The sequence below is a fragment of the Streptococcus sp. 2022WUSS083 genome (genome assembly GCF_044427155.1).
Taxonomy (GTDB): domain Bacteria; phylum Bacillota; class Bacilli; order Lactobacillales; family Streptococcaceae; genus Streptococcus; species Streptococcus hashimotonensis.
In genome coordinates this window covers 272,007-286,648 of record NZ_JAOTGK010000002.1, presented here as the reverse complement: position 1 = coordinate 286,648, position 14,642 = coordinate 272,007, and the positions used below count along the sequence as shown (strand labels likewise).

The window sequence follows — 14,642 nt, the reverse complement described above, 5'->3', positions numbered from 1 at the left end:
TCTCTTCCAAACGGAAGAGAACTGTTCTTATTTAGCTGCTTTATAAAGTTCGTTAACCTTGTCCCAGTTGATTACTTCAAAGAAGGCTTTGATGTAGTTTGGACGGACATTGCGGTAGTTAAGGTAGTAAGCATGTTCCCAAACATCCAATGCCAAAATTGGTTTCAAACCTTGCATGATTGGTGTGTCTTGGTTAGCAGTTGAGATAACTTCCAACTTGCCTTCTTTATTAACAACCAAGAAAGCCCAACCTGAACCGAAACGAGTTGTTGCTGCTGCAGTGAAGGCTTCTTTGAAAGCATCAAATGAACCAAAAGTTGCATCAATGTCTGCTGCCAATTCTGCTGAAATTTCTGTTTTTTCAGGTGAAAGCAATTCCCAGAAAAGAGCATGGTTCAAATGACCACCACCGTTGTTGATCAAAGCTTGGCGGATGTCAGCTGGAATTTGCTCCACATCTGACAAAAGAGCTACCAAGTCTTCGCCAATTTCAGGGTGTTTTTCAAGGGCAGCATTAGCATTTGCAACATAAGTCGCATGGTGCTTATCGTGGTGAAGGGTCATTGTTTCTGCATCAATATGTGGTTCCAAAGCATCGTATGCGTATGGAAGGTCTGGTAAAATAATTGCCATTTTCGTTTTCTCCTATACTAAGTGATAGTTCTATTCTACTCCAATGTGAGAGCCTTTTCAATTTATTTGTCTGAAACTACGGTTGACCCTCGGTCTAAAAATACTCTTTTTACTATGTGGTCGCAATTTTTAATAATACCAAATCAAATAAATAATCCTTATCAAATTGGCCTGTTTTAATTTGAAAATCTGTATCGATTAGGAGCTTAACGACTTTTTTCAAAAATCCAATGGACAGATGGCGTGAATCACGCAAAGCATACTTTACTTGGTATGGATTCACCTTACGCCCCATAATAGTCGATAACTCAGCTACTATCTGCTGTTCCCCTCGGCCTTGCTCTAGTAGTATTTGCACCTGTAGATAGGTTCGAAATTGAGTTAGCATGATGGCAATCAACTTAACCTCTTCCTCCCCTTGCAACCGCAAGTCACGAACTAAGTTGCGAGCCTCGTCTACCTTGGATTGTAGAATTAACTGTGTTAAATCAAAGATATTATCTTGTAGTGTTTTGGGGATAGCCGCATCAATATCTGAAATTTCAATCGTCTCTTTTCCCTTATAAGATTGAAGAAAGACCAGGTTCTTACTGATTTCTGAAAAATCAAAATTGGACTTTTCTAAAAGATATTGAAAAACCTCTCCTCCCATCTGCAATCCAAGACGCATTATCTCTTTCTGGAAATGATTTTTCAAATCCAGCTCCTTCAGGGGATTGGCTTCTAATACTAGTCCATCTCGTTTGAGGAGTTTGACCAGACGACGCTTACTGTCCAACTTACCCGGTGCTAGAATGACCAAACGTGTTGTTTCGACAGGATTTTCCAAATAGGCCTCAAACTGTTTGAGTTCATCATCCGTCAAATGCCGTTTTTTATCTGTCGTTAAATCTGCAAAATAATCAAGAATCACTATTTTTTCATCTGAAAAGAAAGGAAGAGAAACTAAGTCCAAATCTACCTGATGATAATCAGCCTCCGACATATCAAAATAGGCAAAACCTAAATCTGCCGCATCAAAATCAAGCTTCCTCAGAAGTAAGTCTTTCGCTATTTGGTATTGTCCGATGTCTTCACCGCATAAAACGGTCAGAAGCTCTAATTTCTCTTTTTTTAATTTTTCAATCTGTTCAATAACTAACATGTATACCTCTAATTCTTAATAAATTATACCATGTTGAAATAAAAATAGAAAACAAACTCATTAATAAAAATAGATTAGTCATACTCAATTAAAATCAAAACCAAACCGTTTTCAATGGTCGGGGAATCATTTCGAAGTTGGAGCTAAAACGAACAGTTCGTTTCGACATGTGCGAATAGAACTTTTGTTTTCAGCTAGCAAGGTTTGTTTTTGATTTTTGAAAAGTATCAATTCTTCTATCAATTATAAAAAAGGGCAGAAACTAATACATTTAGCTTCTGCCTTCAAAATTAGGATAGAATTCGATTTGTAGTATTTAAGGGAATGAATACTCAGTCGAAACTGGGATTCATTGCTACTATTTCTCATCTCCTCTATAAAGAGAATGATGAGATTTCTTACCATGCTTCAAAAAGACCAGATTAAAGAGTGCAAGCATTAAGCCAACCAGGACAAGATCATTCTTGTCTCCTGTTTCAGGTAACTGCCTATTAGACAATTTTTTCTGTTCAACAGCACTCACAGGGACTGCCATTTCTTTTGCGGCTGGCTTTGGACTATTTTCTCCTGTCCCTTTCTCTGAAACCACAAAAGTTCCTTTAGCTACTTCTAGCGGGGGAAGAACGCCGACTGGCAGTTCATGTTTGACGCCCTTGCCATTTTCTACAAAGAGAATATGAAGAGGAACAGCGACTTCTTCTTGACTACGATCATCATAAACCACTCGAACGGTAATATAATAATCACCGCTGGACTGTGGTAGTGAGCCTACAACTTCAAAATCAACTTGACCGGCTGCGGTCGGAAGACTGATTTGCTTCAAAATTTCAGCCGTAGTTGCTTCACTAGTGCTAGTTGGAAGAACTTGGGCTGTTCCTGTAACCTGAGCTTGATAGAGATCGGATTTTGGAAGAACACCTTCTGGCAGTTCATGTTTGACGCCCTTGCCATTTTCTACAAAGAGAATATGAAGAGGAACGGCGACTTCTTCTTGACTACGATCATCATAAACCACTCGAACGGTAATAGAATAATCACCGCTGGACTGTGGCAGTGAGCCTACAACTTCAAAATCAACTTGACCGGCTGCGGTCGGAAGACTGATTTGCTTCAAGATTTCAGCCGTGATTACTTCACTAGTGCTAGTTGGAAGGGCTTGGGCGGAACCTGTAACCTGAGCTTGATAGAGATCGGATTTTGGAAGAACACCGATTGGCAATTCATGAGTGACTCCCTTGCCATTTTCTGTTTTCTGGACAATCACTTGAACAAATACCTGCTCCTGACTGCCGTCATCAAATCGAACAAGGACTGGAATAGTATGTTCACCAAGGGTTGTGGGAAGAGGATTTACAAGACTCCTTTCAACAGGACCTGCCTGGGCATCAACCTGAACCTTGGCCAAAATAGCAGTTCCCACCGCAGTCAAATCGTCATCTGTTTCATAGACATACTTATCTCCGACAGTAACCGAATAAACATCTGCTTTCCATGGGGTAACCTGAATTGGAATAGCCACCTCATGAGTGTCCTTACGGAGTTGCAGACTAGTAACTTGTGGGGTCAGGGTAACAGGCGCCACTTCCACACCGTACTCCTTGAATTGGTCTGGAGTGATGGTTTTGGATAGACCTTGATTGTCCACTAGCTTCACTTGAAGACCTACCAATTCCACTGTTTCAGCTGGACGATAGTCTGTCTTAGTCGGTGGGGTCACCAATTCAAGACCTGTAACCGCAGTTTTATCGAATACTTTAACTGGTAGGGCAGGGGTGATTAATTCCAATGGAATCTCAATTGTCTGAGATATTTGCAGGTTGTTCAATTGAGTCTGGTCAAAACTTGATGCAATTTCATAATGTCCTTGGGCTGGTTGAGGCAAACGTGCTACCAAATCTGTCACAGAGGAACCTACTTGCAAGGTCAAGTTTTCTTCTTTGACTACTGTTTCACCTTCTTTGAAACGAAGGTTGATTTGGAGGTTCTGTGGTGTCTGAGTCGGCTCTACCAAACGATAGGAAATTCCCTCATTGCTCAAGCTAAAACGGTCCGATTGGTTTTCCAAGGCAATTCGAATAGTATCTGCAAAGCCACCTTCAGCAGTCACGAATACCTTATCAACATGAGGACTTAGATTATGCTCAAATCCTCTAACAAGAACTTCAACAGTACCTTCAATGCTACCTGTTACTGCTAGGCTAGCTGTAGCTGGGACAATGACTTTTCCTTGACCAGATAGATTTCCCAGAGTTACTGGATCATTGGCAATGATCAACTGCGTGCCAGTTGCAAGTTCTACACCTGTTGAAATCTCAGATACCTGACTGGCTAAACTAACATCTGCCTTATTGACCAATTCTAAAGTTTGGATATTTTGTACATTCAATCCGTGAATGCGTGCAGTGTCAATCGTAACCTTATTATCCAAACTACCATTACCGTCAATTGATTTCAAACTACTAGATTTTGAAATAACAGACACTGGTCCCTCAACAAGCTCCCCATTAACACCTGACAGTTTAATACCTTGATCGGCATTGACAAAATCCGACAGGATTGAAATTGTCACAGGAATGCTGCTTGCTGAATCTGCATTTCCTGCGTAGATTGTGTTAAATCGTGTATCTGAACTTCCGTTGGTAATAGTAATTTGCCCATGGCTTCCTGCTGGATCGCCCGTACGAGAGCCGGCAACCAGGCTTGGACGGAGATTGCTTTGAGCTTGACTTATGGTTGTAGAAACTCTATCAAAGGTCAAATGGTAACCATTGGCATAGAGCGTTGCTTGTTGACTGGCATCTACAATCATATTCAGCGTCATGTTGGCAAAGGTTACATCATTACCCAATTCTACATTTGGACCTCGGAAGGTGAGGCGATGCCCTTGACCATCAATTGTGACCGCCTTATTGATAAGGAAAGGCGTTTCTTGACGATGTTGAACATCACTTACCAATTTGATGGTATCACCATCCCTAGCTTGAGAAAGTGCATAAGTCAAGCTATGATATGGATTACCTTCTGTTCCTTGACCGTCTCTGGATTGCTCATCTCCCTGAGTGACATACAGGTCACGCGCCTGAACTTCTTGATAAATACTTGAACGGAAGTCATCTGTATCCTTCAAATAAGCCTGGAAGATGCTCTTTTTCAATTCTTGAACAGCTGAAACTCTGGTTGACAAGGCTACCTTGTTGGTTGCATTAAGTTTCATCTGTTGCAAATCTTTGGCAATGGCTGCATCCATCAAACTCTGAATAGCAGCGAAATCGCTGGCTACACTAGTGGATTTTAGTTCGGTAACCTTGGCGATGCGACGGTCAAACATAGCTTTCTTAAAGGTTGCTAGGTCTCCTCCATATTCTGGCATAATGGCATTCAAAGCTGCCTGATCATTGGCATGCTGGCCAGAAACATAGGCTACCATTCCTTTTTCATAACCATATTCTCCTAGAATATCATAGGCATTTCTTCTAAAGCTAATATCACCTACTGTTCCTGCATTGTTTTGCAGACCTGCATAGATAGGCTCAAAGAGAGGAATGGTGTAGTAAGAATTGGTTCGAGCTATTCCTGTGGTATTGAGACCATCAAACTTGTAGCGACCGGAAATCAATTGATTATCTACAAAATCATGGACAGATTGCAAACCTGCTGCTAAATCTCTCGAAATCGGTTGAGATTGATCTGTCTGACCACCATTGGCACTTGCGACAAGGCTCAGCTGATTAAGTAGGACCGCCCTGTCTTCAGGTATCTGACCCAAGATAGACTGAGCTTCTGCGTAGTCTAAAGTGTACAAGACGTCCAAGATACCCTGCATATAGGTCTTGAGGTCATCACTTGTTTGGAAACGGTCTGGACTAGCATTTTGTGTCCGATTGTCTCCCATGCGAAAGGCGGTATTGATAATAAAGCTCGGGTCTTGATAGGGTGTTTTGGCAACATCCATAGACTCAAACATTCCTCTGGCAAAAACTTCTTGTAACTGGCCAGCTCGTCTATCATAGCCATTTAACCAAACGTTCTTATCAAACATATGGGTCAATTCATGGGTATAGACAGACTGACCTGCCTCAGACAGGGATTTTTTCAAGAAGAGGTTAATAGAAGTCTTTCCATTGGCCTGACCATCAGCTTGTAAAAAGTTGGCATAAAGGTTGAGCGGTCTGATAAATTTCTCGACCCCTTCTAAAACACTTGAACCATATTTTGGTGAATAAAGTTCTTGAACGCGCTGAGTAGCTGTCCCTAGTTTCTGCGGACTATCAATCACAATAATGGTTTCATGATTGGCTAGAATATCCTTGTTCTGACTGATACGATGCCAGAATTTCAAAAAGCTTTCCTGGTCATCAGCATAGGATTGTAAGTTAGCTTTAAATGTTGCCAAGCCGGTCTGGTCACCTGGTCGAACATAGGATTCCGTCAAACCGTAGTTGACTGTGTTTGAAGTGCTAATGGCATATATGAGATCACTAGGTAGGGTCAGGAGAGGAATGAGGTGGTTATTTAGACGTGCATTGCTCTTTAATTTCTGATAGAGTGAAGAATCGCCGTAAGGAGATTGGGACTCTGCCAGATGAGCCTTACTGGTCTCCTTAAACCATTGCTCCCCTGTTTTACTTGGCTCAAAAAGGCTAACTCCCTTCTCCACAAAGGAGAAAATATCAGCTTGATTTGTAATTGGAGCTAGTTTGGTTTGGTAAGTAGTCGCTGACTGTCCCAAGGTCAAATCACGATAGGTCAGGGTATTCAAGATAGTAAGAGTTCCAAGAGGACTCCCGCCACCACCAAAAACCTGAGGGTGATACAAGATTAAATCTTGGGCCTGATGTTGACCAAATTCAAAGGAATATTGACGATCCAGATAGGAAAGACCTGCTAAAATCTTCTCCTTATTACGACGGATATCCTCTACATTGACTTGGCTTGATTTCTCAAAAATACCCGTCAGACTCGTTTCAATCTTAGCCTTTACTCGCTCAAAACTCTCCCTCATATCCAGCATATCCATATAAGCTGTCTGCTTGAGAGACTGCAGCTGGTCGGCTGACAGAGCATTTCCCCCATTTTCCTTCCGAATGGCCGTCTCTAGAGCATTTTTTTCAAGAAAACTTTCTTGATGGCCCAAGTAAGGATAGAGTGAGTCATAGGTCACAGCCGCAAAATCATTTTTCAGCGAAGCAACCTGCTGCGCAACTGCCTCTCTGGTCTGGCTTGTCGTCGGCTGAGTCGTCGCAGGGACTATCTGACTACTACCATCCGAATAAACCACTTGAAACTGCTGAACTGTTTTTCCATTGACGGAGGTCATAAGCTCCCCTTGGTCATCTAGTGGCAATTTAGCAACTTCATTGGCAGCTACACTACGAGCCATGGATACTGAACGAAGTACGGGTTGGACTACTTCTTTTGCTAGCTGGTCAGTCGGAGCAGATTCTACTGCTGATGTTTCTGCTAGCTGGTCGGTCGGAGCAGATTCTACTGCTGCTGTTTCAGTTGGTTGAACTGGTTGAGTAGCCTCGTCCGTTGAACCTGCTGGTTCTTGTTTCGTTTGAATAGGATCTGGTTCTACTGGCTCAGCAACCTGATGAAAATTTTCGGCTGGGAGAATGTTCTCATCACCAGCTGGATTTGACTGCTCTTCTGCAGGAAGTGCTGCTTGGGGTGCTGAAATGCCTTGAGAGACCACTTCCTTCTGAATAGCTGGTTCTACTTCTACAAGCTGGCTTTCTTGAGCTAGGTTCTCCTGTGTAGCTTCGTTTAGTAGGGAACCAAGGGTTTCTGGAGTTTGAACAGCTACTTCATTGGTTTCCTGCTGTTGACTTGGCTCATCTGTTACTGACTGACTAGTTTGTTGACTACTAGTAGGCACTTGACTTACCTCTTGCGCAGCCGCAACCTGCCCTCCAAGGACGCTAAAGCTAATGGCCAGAGCAACTGACACGACACCGATGGAAAACTTACGTATACCAAAATGGTGCTTCTTTTGTAAAAAATTTAAATTCATTAAAATATAGTCTCCTTTTGAGCCAAATAAAAACTCTACTACAATTATATAAGTAAGAAGAGTGAAATGCAAAGAAAACGCTAGCAATCTCACCAAAACAAGAAAATTTCCTAACAATAGTTGTTAGGAAACTAAACAAACTATAATTATATAGCTTACTACCAAAATCTACTCCCTCACCGTTTCAATCCTCCACTCTTTCCAACCTCGGAAGCGAATGGCTCCTTGCTGGTCGGTGCGATAGACTTGGATATTTCGACTGTCAAAGCGGTCCAAGGTTTCTTGGTGAGGGTGCTTGTAGCGGTTGTTTTCTCCTGCTGATACCAGGGCAATCTTGGCTCCGATATGGTCTAGAAATTCAGGATAGGAAGAGCCTTGGGAGCCGTGGTGACCAGCTTTGAGGACATCAACAGGTAGCTGCGGATAGCTTTCTATCAAATCCAGCTCCCCCTGCTCCAAATCCCCTGTAAAGAGAAAATTAGTTTCCAACAAGCGACCGTAAAGGACAACAGAGTCATTATTGCCACCGTCGCCTGTCCCGTCTGGATAGAGGACCTCCAGATAAGAGTCAAAAATCGGCAAGCGGTCGCCCACTTTCACTACATGAACAGGGACATTGATTTCTTTCAATGTGGCTACAAAGTCAGGCACCGTCAGGCTTCCAGGCGACACGTAAATTTGACCAATTTGGACCTGCTTAGCCACTTCCAGCACATCGCCCACATGGTCCGTATCGGTATGAGTAGTCATTTTGATACAATTTAAATATGGTTGGATTGATGCGTGCATTACAAAAAGGCACTTCATTTAGAAATGCCCTTTTGTAATGCCTCGTATTCGCTACCGCTACCATGCAAGCCCCCACCGCTACAACGAGGCACGAAAACTTAAAAATTAAACTAATTACAGTGACCATAGTTTTTTTCTCCTTATTTTCTAGCCATGTGGCAAACCAATTACTTACTAAGTCTATAAGTACTTCAGCAGCTGCAGGTGCAACTACCGAACTAAGTTGGGGAGAGCCTGCATTTCCGGTTAGCAAAGTATGATGGGGAGAGGAATCGAACCTCTTTACCGTCTGCAGGGTATTTTTAAGTTACATCAAGTATAAACTGAAAAGTATATCATGTCAAGTATCTCATTAGAGAATTACTTAGATAAATCTGATCAACAATAAACAATAATAAAGTGGCCGCGATTTCATATAACTATGACTGTGTCATTTTTAAACGAAAATGATACTCTTTTCTCTGAATCAATGGTAATTGCTTGGACTGTCGTATACCAGAGTAATTCATCAAAACCAGAAATCAAATCCACTTGTCTTTTCAAGATGTTAATAAATTCTTGAAGATCCTTATTTTTCTTGCTTTTCTCTAAGTATTGTTTCTCCATTGATTCCTGATTTGTTAATAAAGAATTATATCTACAAACCCAGTTCCTATACTTTTCCTGGTAGACATCTTGGTCTTGTGGCTTCATTGCATTATCTGTGACAAGTTTTAATATTATCTGTGAGACAACTTCAACTTCATTCTCCAACTCTTTCATCTGTTGTTCTAAAGCATCAGTCCCACTAATTTCAAGCAAGATTTCAAGATTTCCAATAATCTCATCTCTATTGACAATGACCTTATTGATGGCTGTAACGAACCAATCTTTGACCTCCTCTTCAGTGACATGTGGAGTATTGCATCGCTTATCTCCGCTATACTTCTCATTACATTGATAAATAACTCTACGATATTTTGAGGTTGAATGCCATACCTTGCTACCAAAGAAATGACCACAATCTCCACATACTAGTTTTGAGCTGAAGATTGTTGTACTCGACTTTCTTCCTTTATTATCGAGCACTTGTTGAACTGCATCAAAGGTCTCTCTATCAACTATTGCTTCATGGTTATTCTCCACATAATACTGAGGCAACTCACCTCTGTTGATATTCTTCTTTTTGGTCAGAAAATCAATTGTAAAAGTTTTCTGTAGTAAGGCATCCCCTTTATACTTCTCATTTCTAAGCATTCGCTTGATTGTGGTTGCGTTCCATTGAGATTTGCCGCTAGGAGAAGGTATACCTTGTTCAGTCAAATCCTTTGCGATATGATATGGTGATTTTCCAATAAGTGCTTGCTGAAAGATGTACCTAACAGTTATGGCTTCATCCTGATCAACTACAATTGCCCCATCTTCACCTGCCTTGAAGCCTAAAACATTGGTATAAGGAAAATGAACCTTCCCTTCTGCGAATTGTTTCCTTAAGCCCCAAGTTACGTTCTCGGATATGCTCCTACTTTCTTCTTGTGCCAAACTAGACATGATAGTTATGAGTAGTTCACCTTTTGAATCTAATGTCCAGATGTTTTCTTTCTCAAAGTAGATTTCTACACCTACCTCTTTCAACTGCCTAACCGTAGTCAGTGAGTCTACGGTATTCCTCGCAAATCGACTAACAGATTTTGTAATAATCAAATCGATTTTGCCATTGAGTGCATCTTCCACCATAGCTTTGAAACCAGTTCTTAATTTTGTGTTTGTCCCGCTGATACCTTCATCAGAGTACATTTTAACAAATTCCCAATCATCCCTCCCATTAATGTATTCAGAGTAGTACCGCATCTGTGACTCATAGCTTGTTGCTTGGTCTTCATGGTCAGTTGATACCCTAGCATAGCCTGCAACTCTACGCTTTTTCAAAGAGAAATCATCTGAACTTGACCTAATAATTCTTGGTGTAGCTTCAATAGTAATTACTTTCTTCACTAATATCGCCCCTCTCTAATTTCTATGGTATATTTCCTTCCTTTTACTGGTATAACCCAGATGATACGTTGACCAAAGTCATACTCGATGTGTTTAATATTATTTTCAACCCACTCTTTATCTGGAACAATACCTAACTTGCTTTTAAACGATGCCAAAAGTCGTTTTTCTCCTAGCGTCCTACATGAACATGATGATGCTCCGAAACGATTACGTGTCCTACAATAATATCGTACGGTTTTATTAACTTGTTTTGAATCCACTTTAACAATCATCAAACATTCGCATTCTGAACAAAAAATTTTGTCACGAAAGATACCTTTATTTAAGTGGCTTTCTTGACTCATTAACTGATATCTTCGCTCCTTCTCATGAAGTACTAAATCAAAATACTCTTTTGTAACAATTGGCTCGTGTGCATTTTCAATGATGTACTTATTTCGTTGACCTTTATTCCTTTTCGGATTTCTAGAGAATGCTTCACGATAGGTCTTCTGTAAGACAAGGCGACCAAAGTATGCTTCTTGCTTGAAGAATTCTCTGATACTTGCTACAGTAAATGGATTACCAAGTCTTGTTAAGACATGCTCCTGATTGAGTTTATCAACTATCTGCTGAACCGAATCTCCATCCAGATACCATTTAAAGACATTACGAATAACTTTTGCCTCATTAGGTTCAATCTGATATTGTTCTCCATCCCAACGGTATCCATACATATCCTGTGGAGTGTGCGGAATCCCTTTTTCAAACTTCTTTTGGATTCGCCACCTTATATTTTCACTCATGTTTTGAGACTCCTCTTGAGCTACTGAGGCAAGGAGGGTTAACATCAATTCTCCTTCTGAGCTAAGACTATCTATATTTTCTTTCTCAAAAGTAACACCAATATTTTTCAGACGTAATTGTCGAACAGTGGTTAGTAATTCAACTGTATTTCGACCAAAACGAGCGATTGACTTAGTGATTATTCTATCAATCTTTCCATCTTCACAATGCTTTATAAGATTTTGAAAGCCTTGTCGATTACTTTGTTCTTTACCACTTATGCCTTCATCATAATAAATCCCTACCAATTCCCAGTCTGGATGTGCTTGTATCAAACGGTTATAGTAGCTAATCTGTGTTGACAGAGAATGATGAAGACGACTATCAGAAACCCTTGCGTATGCCGCAACTTTTAATTTTGGCTTGCAGGGCGATTTTATGGGTTGTATTCTTCTAATAGTTCTCAATTTAATACACTCCTTTCGCTACTATATATCACTCTAAAAGAAAAAAATATCCAGTTATTAGGTCGATAATTGACTTATAAATGGTTGATATTTTTCAAGCATCAATTGCCTAAAAAGTTCAAATTCCTCAATTGTGATTGCTCCTTTATTTAGAAGTACCTTTGCTTGTATCATTGTAAGTTGATAGGTCATCTCATTATTAATTTTTTGAACGTCCATATTATCCTCCTACCTTACTAGGTAGGTTTGGGAGTATTTTTTCCGCACTTATTGAAAAAAAGCAAAAAAATAAAGCCTGATGTTTCCACCAGGCTTATATCTTAATTATGAAATTCTAAACCAACCTACAACTTTACCGAGTTTAATTGTTCCAGTTGAATCGTAGAGTGAGCCATCCGCCATCCATTGACGTTTCACACGACGAGTAATTCCACCACCACCAATTTCCAATTGGTCATTGATACCGTTCTTATTATGGTCAGAATATCCATCAATATTCTGTTCCACACCATCAATACTTTTTCCATCTGAATCCGTCACACAGACACCAATGTGACCATATACCAAACCATCCGTCTGAATGACATAAAAATCACCTGCTTTAGGATTCACACCCCAAGTATCGTAGATTACTTGGAAACCATTTGATTTTGCTTTCTTCAAACAATCAATGGCATTAGTATAGGACATATTCTTGTCCGTAAGTTCTTGAACAATCTTATCCACCAAGGCAACGCACTGTCCACCATAAGGGTTAGAAGGAACGGTCACCTTTTGACCGACCTTAGATAAAGCTGACGCAACCACACGGCTTGCAACACTGGTTGGAATAGCGGTTGTTATCCGTGAAGCTGCGTTAACCTTTAGAGTTTGTCCAACTCTTAAAATATCCGTCTTCTTCAGGCCATTAACCGCTAGAAGAGCATCAACTGTTAAACCAAACTTCCGAGCGATTCCATAATACGTATCACCCTTCTGTGCTTGATAGGTCTGCTCACTATGGCCTTTAGTAGTTCCTTCTACATCCTGCTCAAGCACCCAAGACTTGATTCCATCAAGTAGATAAGCTCTCTTACTGTTGGACTGGTGAACATTTTTTACTTGGAGGATTTTGTAGGTACGCCCCTTGACCCAGTTAGCGATTTTCTGACCAGTCTGATAATGAGTCGCATGAGGCAACACCCTAAGACTATCACCAACAAGATAGATTGGTTTTGAAGGAGTTCCTGAACTCCCAACGGTTGAACTGGGGGGCGAGGGAACAATGGTCTTGACTTCAACTCCTGTTATAGCTGATACAAGACCTCTCGCAATGTCCTCTTTCTTGTTCTCAAAAATCGCCATATCTTGTTCATTATCAATGAAGGCAATTTCCACCAAACGATAGGTGTATCCACGACTTGCTGCTTGGTTGGCATTATAGAGCCAATCTACCTTCTTAATGCCACGATTTTGGAAATAACGTGAAAGGAGAGAGAGGATAGCCATATCTTCCTTGTCTGCTTCTAGGGAAGATTGAATCAAGACTTCTGTCCCCTTGGCACTACCATTAAAGGCATTGAAGTGCAATTCAGTAATCGAGTCGTATCCCTTACCAATACTAGTAATACTCCGATAATCATAAACATTTTGTTCGGTAATAAAATCAATCTGTTGTCCACTGTACCTAGACATTAACTTGGCTAATTCTCGAACCTTTCCTGCTTCTGTGATACCTAGTTTGGCATTCACTGCTCCAGGATCATAGCCAGTTCGCCCTTGCCCATGACCACAAATGACTAGATGTTTTCCCATATCTTCTCACCTCTCGTTGATTTGTTTTAAGATTGCTTGTAGTTTCTCAGGTATCGGTAAACCAATTCGAACGGTATTTTCTAGAATACTTAACCCCTCATTACTGAGATAAAAGAAAATGACCATGGTTCGAATGGTTCCACCCTGCTTGATAATTGCAGTATCAATCAGATGACCTAGAGAAACTAAAAATAAAATGGCTATCTTTTTAAAGATGCCACGAAAGCCGATACTACTTGACAATTGTTTCTCTACAACTGCCGCAAAAATTCCTGTTAGATAGTCAATAATAATGAAGACAAGTAGGGCATATAGGATACCATCCAACTCTCCAAATAGACTACCAATCAAGCCTCCAATCATGGAAAATAAAATCTTATTAAGAGTTAACAGTTCCTTCATCGGTCACCTCACTTTCTACTGAACCTTCCTGCACAATGGTAGGGTCTGACCAATCCGGTTGACCGTTCTCATCAAACCGCATCAGGTAAAAACATTCATGGAATAAATCAGAAAGGTTCAGAGTTAATGTCGTACTACCCCACTGATTAAAAGCCCAAACTGTTTCTGTTGTAACCAACTGCCGCTTTCCATTTTTTATGGCAGGTCGCCTTACCTCTTCAAGATACATGTAAAAATCCTGCTCTGCTGTCTTACAACGAATGAACTCTCCATTCTTACGCATGTAAGCGAGAGCTGTTTCCAAATCAAATGGTTCTGTTACTTTGTCAATATTGAGAAGTGCCATGATAACTATTTTCCTTTCCTTTCTTCAGGTTTTGTCTGAACTTCTAATAGCTCAGTCAATTCCTGTTTTTCTTTACGCAATAGGCTAAGTTCCTCATCCCTTTCCACCAATTGGATGGCAATGAGGTTCTTAGCGGTAATTTCATCAGATAGCTTTGTGACAAGCTCCTGGATAGTTAGTTTTAGTGATTGGTTGATTTGTTCTAGATTCATCTGTGAACTCCTTTATTTAATCGTATCCCAAGTCAAGATGACGTCACCTCGACCTGTGATGTTTACTAAGTGTTTAAAATTGTGATTGAATTGATGAAGT

10 protein-coding genes and 1 pseudogene are annotated in these 14,642 nt (G+C 40.6%); all 11 read right to left on the bottom strand.

Features of this window, described 5'->3' with window-relative positions; genetic code table 11:
* Positions 1 to 27: 27 nt before the first annotated feature.
* The 11 genes and pseudogenes from sodA to ODU41_RS03350 all read right to left on the bottom strand — a co-directional run bounded on the left by sodA (position 28) and on the right by ODU41_RS03350 (position 14,542).
* A complete protein-coding gene (gene sodA / locus ODU41_RS03400; RefSeq protein WP_013730459.1) occupies positions 28 to 633 on the bottom strand; it encodes a superoxide dismutase SodA in 606 nt (201 codons plus the stop codon).
* 112 nt (positions 634 to 745) lie between these two features.
* Entirely contained in the window at positions 746 to 1,777 is a 1,032-nt protein-coding gene (holA, locus tag ODU41_RS03395; protein ID WP_398578651.1) for a DNA polymerase III subunit delta, read from the bottom strand.
* 358 nt (positions 1,778 to 2,135) lie between these two features.
* The gene (locus tag ODU41_RS03390) at positions 2,136 to 7,790 is read right to left on the bottom strand and encodes a ZmpA/ZmpB/ZmpC family metallo-endopeptidase (protein ID WP_398578650.1); all 5,655 of its coding nucleotides are present in this window, start codon (positions 7,788 to 7,790) and stop codon (positions 2,136 to 2,138) included.
* Positions 7,791 to 7,958: 168 nt separating this feature from the next.
* Positions 7,959 to 8,534, bottom strand: a pseudogene (locus ODU41_RS03385) (ComEC/Rec2 family competence protein); the annotation flags it as partial.
* A 456-nt stretch (positions 8,535 to 8,990) separates the two neighbouring features.
* Positions 8,991 to 10,553 (bottom strand): recombinase family protein, encoded by a 1,563-nt coding sequence (locus tag ODU41_RS03380; protein WP_105208212.1) that lies wholly within the window; start codon positions 10,551 to 10,553, stop codon positions 8,991 to 8,993.
* Complete coding sequence (locus ODU41_RS03375) at positions 10,553 to 11,788, bottom strand: recombinase family protein (protein ID WP_398578649.1); 1,236 nt, start codon at positions 11,786 to 11,788, stop codon at positions 10,553 to 10,555. Before ODU41_RS03375 ends, ODU41_RS03380 begins: the two co-directional genes overlap by 1 nt.
* Before the next feature lie 57 nt (positions 11,789 to 11,845).
* A complete protein-coding gene (locus ODU41_RS03370) occupies positions 11,846 to 12,007 on the bottom strand; it encodes an SHOCT domain-containing protein (protein WP_024380991.1) in 162 nt (53 codons plus the stop codon).
* Positions 12,008 to 12,112: 105 nt separating this feature from the next.
* Entirely contained in the window at positions 12,113 to 13,582 is a 1,470-nt protein-coding gene (locus ODU41_RS03365) for a LysM peptidoglycan-binding domain-containing protein (protein ID WP_398578648.1), read from the bottom strand.
* Between the two features lie 6 nt (positions 13,583 to 13,588).
* Complete coding sequence (locus tag ODU41_RS03360; RefSeq protein ID WP_014636353.1) at positions 13,589 to 13,984, bottom strand: holin family protein; 396 nt, start codon at positions 13,982 to 13,984, stop codon at positions 13,589 to 13,591.
* The gene (locus tag ODU41_RS03355; RefSeq protein ID WP_024407620.1) at positions 13,962 to 14,330 is read right to left on the bottom strand and encodes a hypothetical protein; all 369 of its coding nucleotides are present in this window, start codon (positions 14,328 to 14,330) and stop codon (positions 13,962 to 13,964) included. The genes ODU41_RS03360 and ODU41_RS03355 overlap by 23 nt, the downstream gene beginning before the upstream one ends.
* Before the next feature lie 5 nt (positions 14,331 to 14,335).
* Positions 14,336 to 14,542, bottom strand: a complete 207-nt coding sequence (locus tag ODU41_RS03350; RefSeq protein ID WP_253215839.1) for a hypothetical protein — start codon at positions 14,540 to 14,542, stop codon at positions 14,336 to 14,338.
* Positions 14,543 to 14,642: the final 100 nt, after the last annotated feature.

What these genes read in the sequence shown, in the direction of transcription:
- sodA (WP_013730459.1), bottom strand. Translation starts at nt 633, where the DNA reads ATGGCAATTATTTTACCAGACCTTCCATACGCATACGATGCTTTGGAA.
- holA (WP_398578651.1), bottom strand. Translation starts at nt 1,777, where the DNA reads ATGTTAGTTATTGAACAGATTGAAAAATTAAAAAAAGAGAAATTAGAG.
- ODU41_RS03390 (WP_398578650.1), bottom strand. Translation starts at nt 7,790, where the DNA reads ATGAATTTAAATTTTTTACAAAAGAAGCACCATTTTGGTATACGTAAG.
- ODU41_RS03370 (WP_024380991.1), bottom strand. Translation starts at nt 12,007, where the DNA reads ATGGACGTTCAAAAAATTAATAATGAGATGACCTATCAACTTACAATG.
- ODU41_RS03365 (WP_398578648.1), bottom strand. Translation starts at nt 13,582, where the DNA reads ATGGGAAAACATCTAGTCATTTGTGGTCATGGGCAAGGGCGAACTGGC.
- ODU41_RS03360 (WP_014636353.1), bottom strand. Translation starts at nt 13,984, where the DNA reads ATGAAGGAACTGTTAACTCTTAATAAGATTTTATTTTCCATGATTGGA.
- ODU41_RS03355 (WP_024407620.1), bottom strand. Translation starts at nt 14,330, where the DNA reads ATGGCACTTCTCAATATTGACAAAGTAACAGAACCATTTGATTTGGAA.
- ODU41_RS03350 (WP_253215839.1), bottom strand. Translation starts at nt 14,542, where the DNA reads ATGAATCTAGAACAAATCAACCAATCACTAAAACTAACTATCCAGGAG.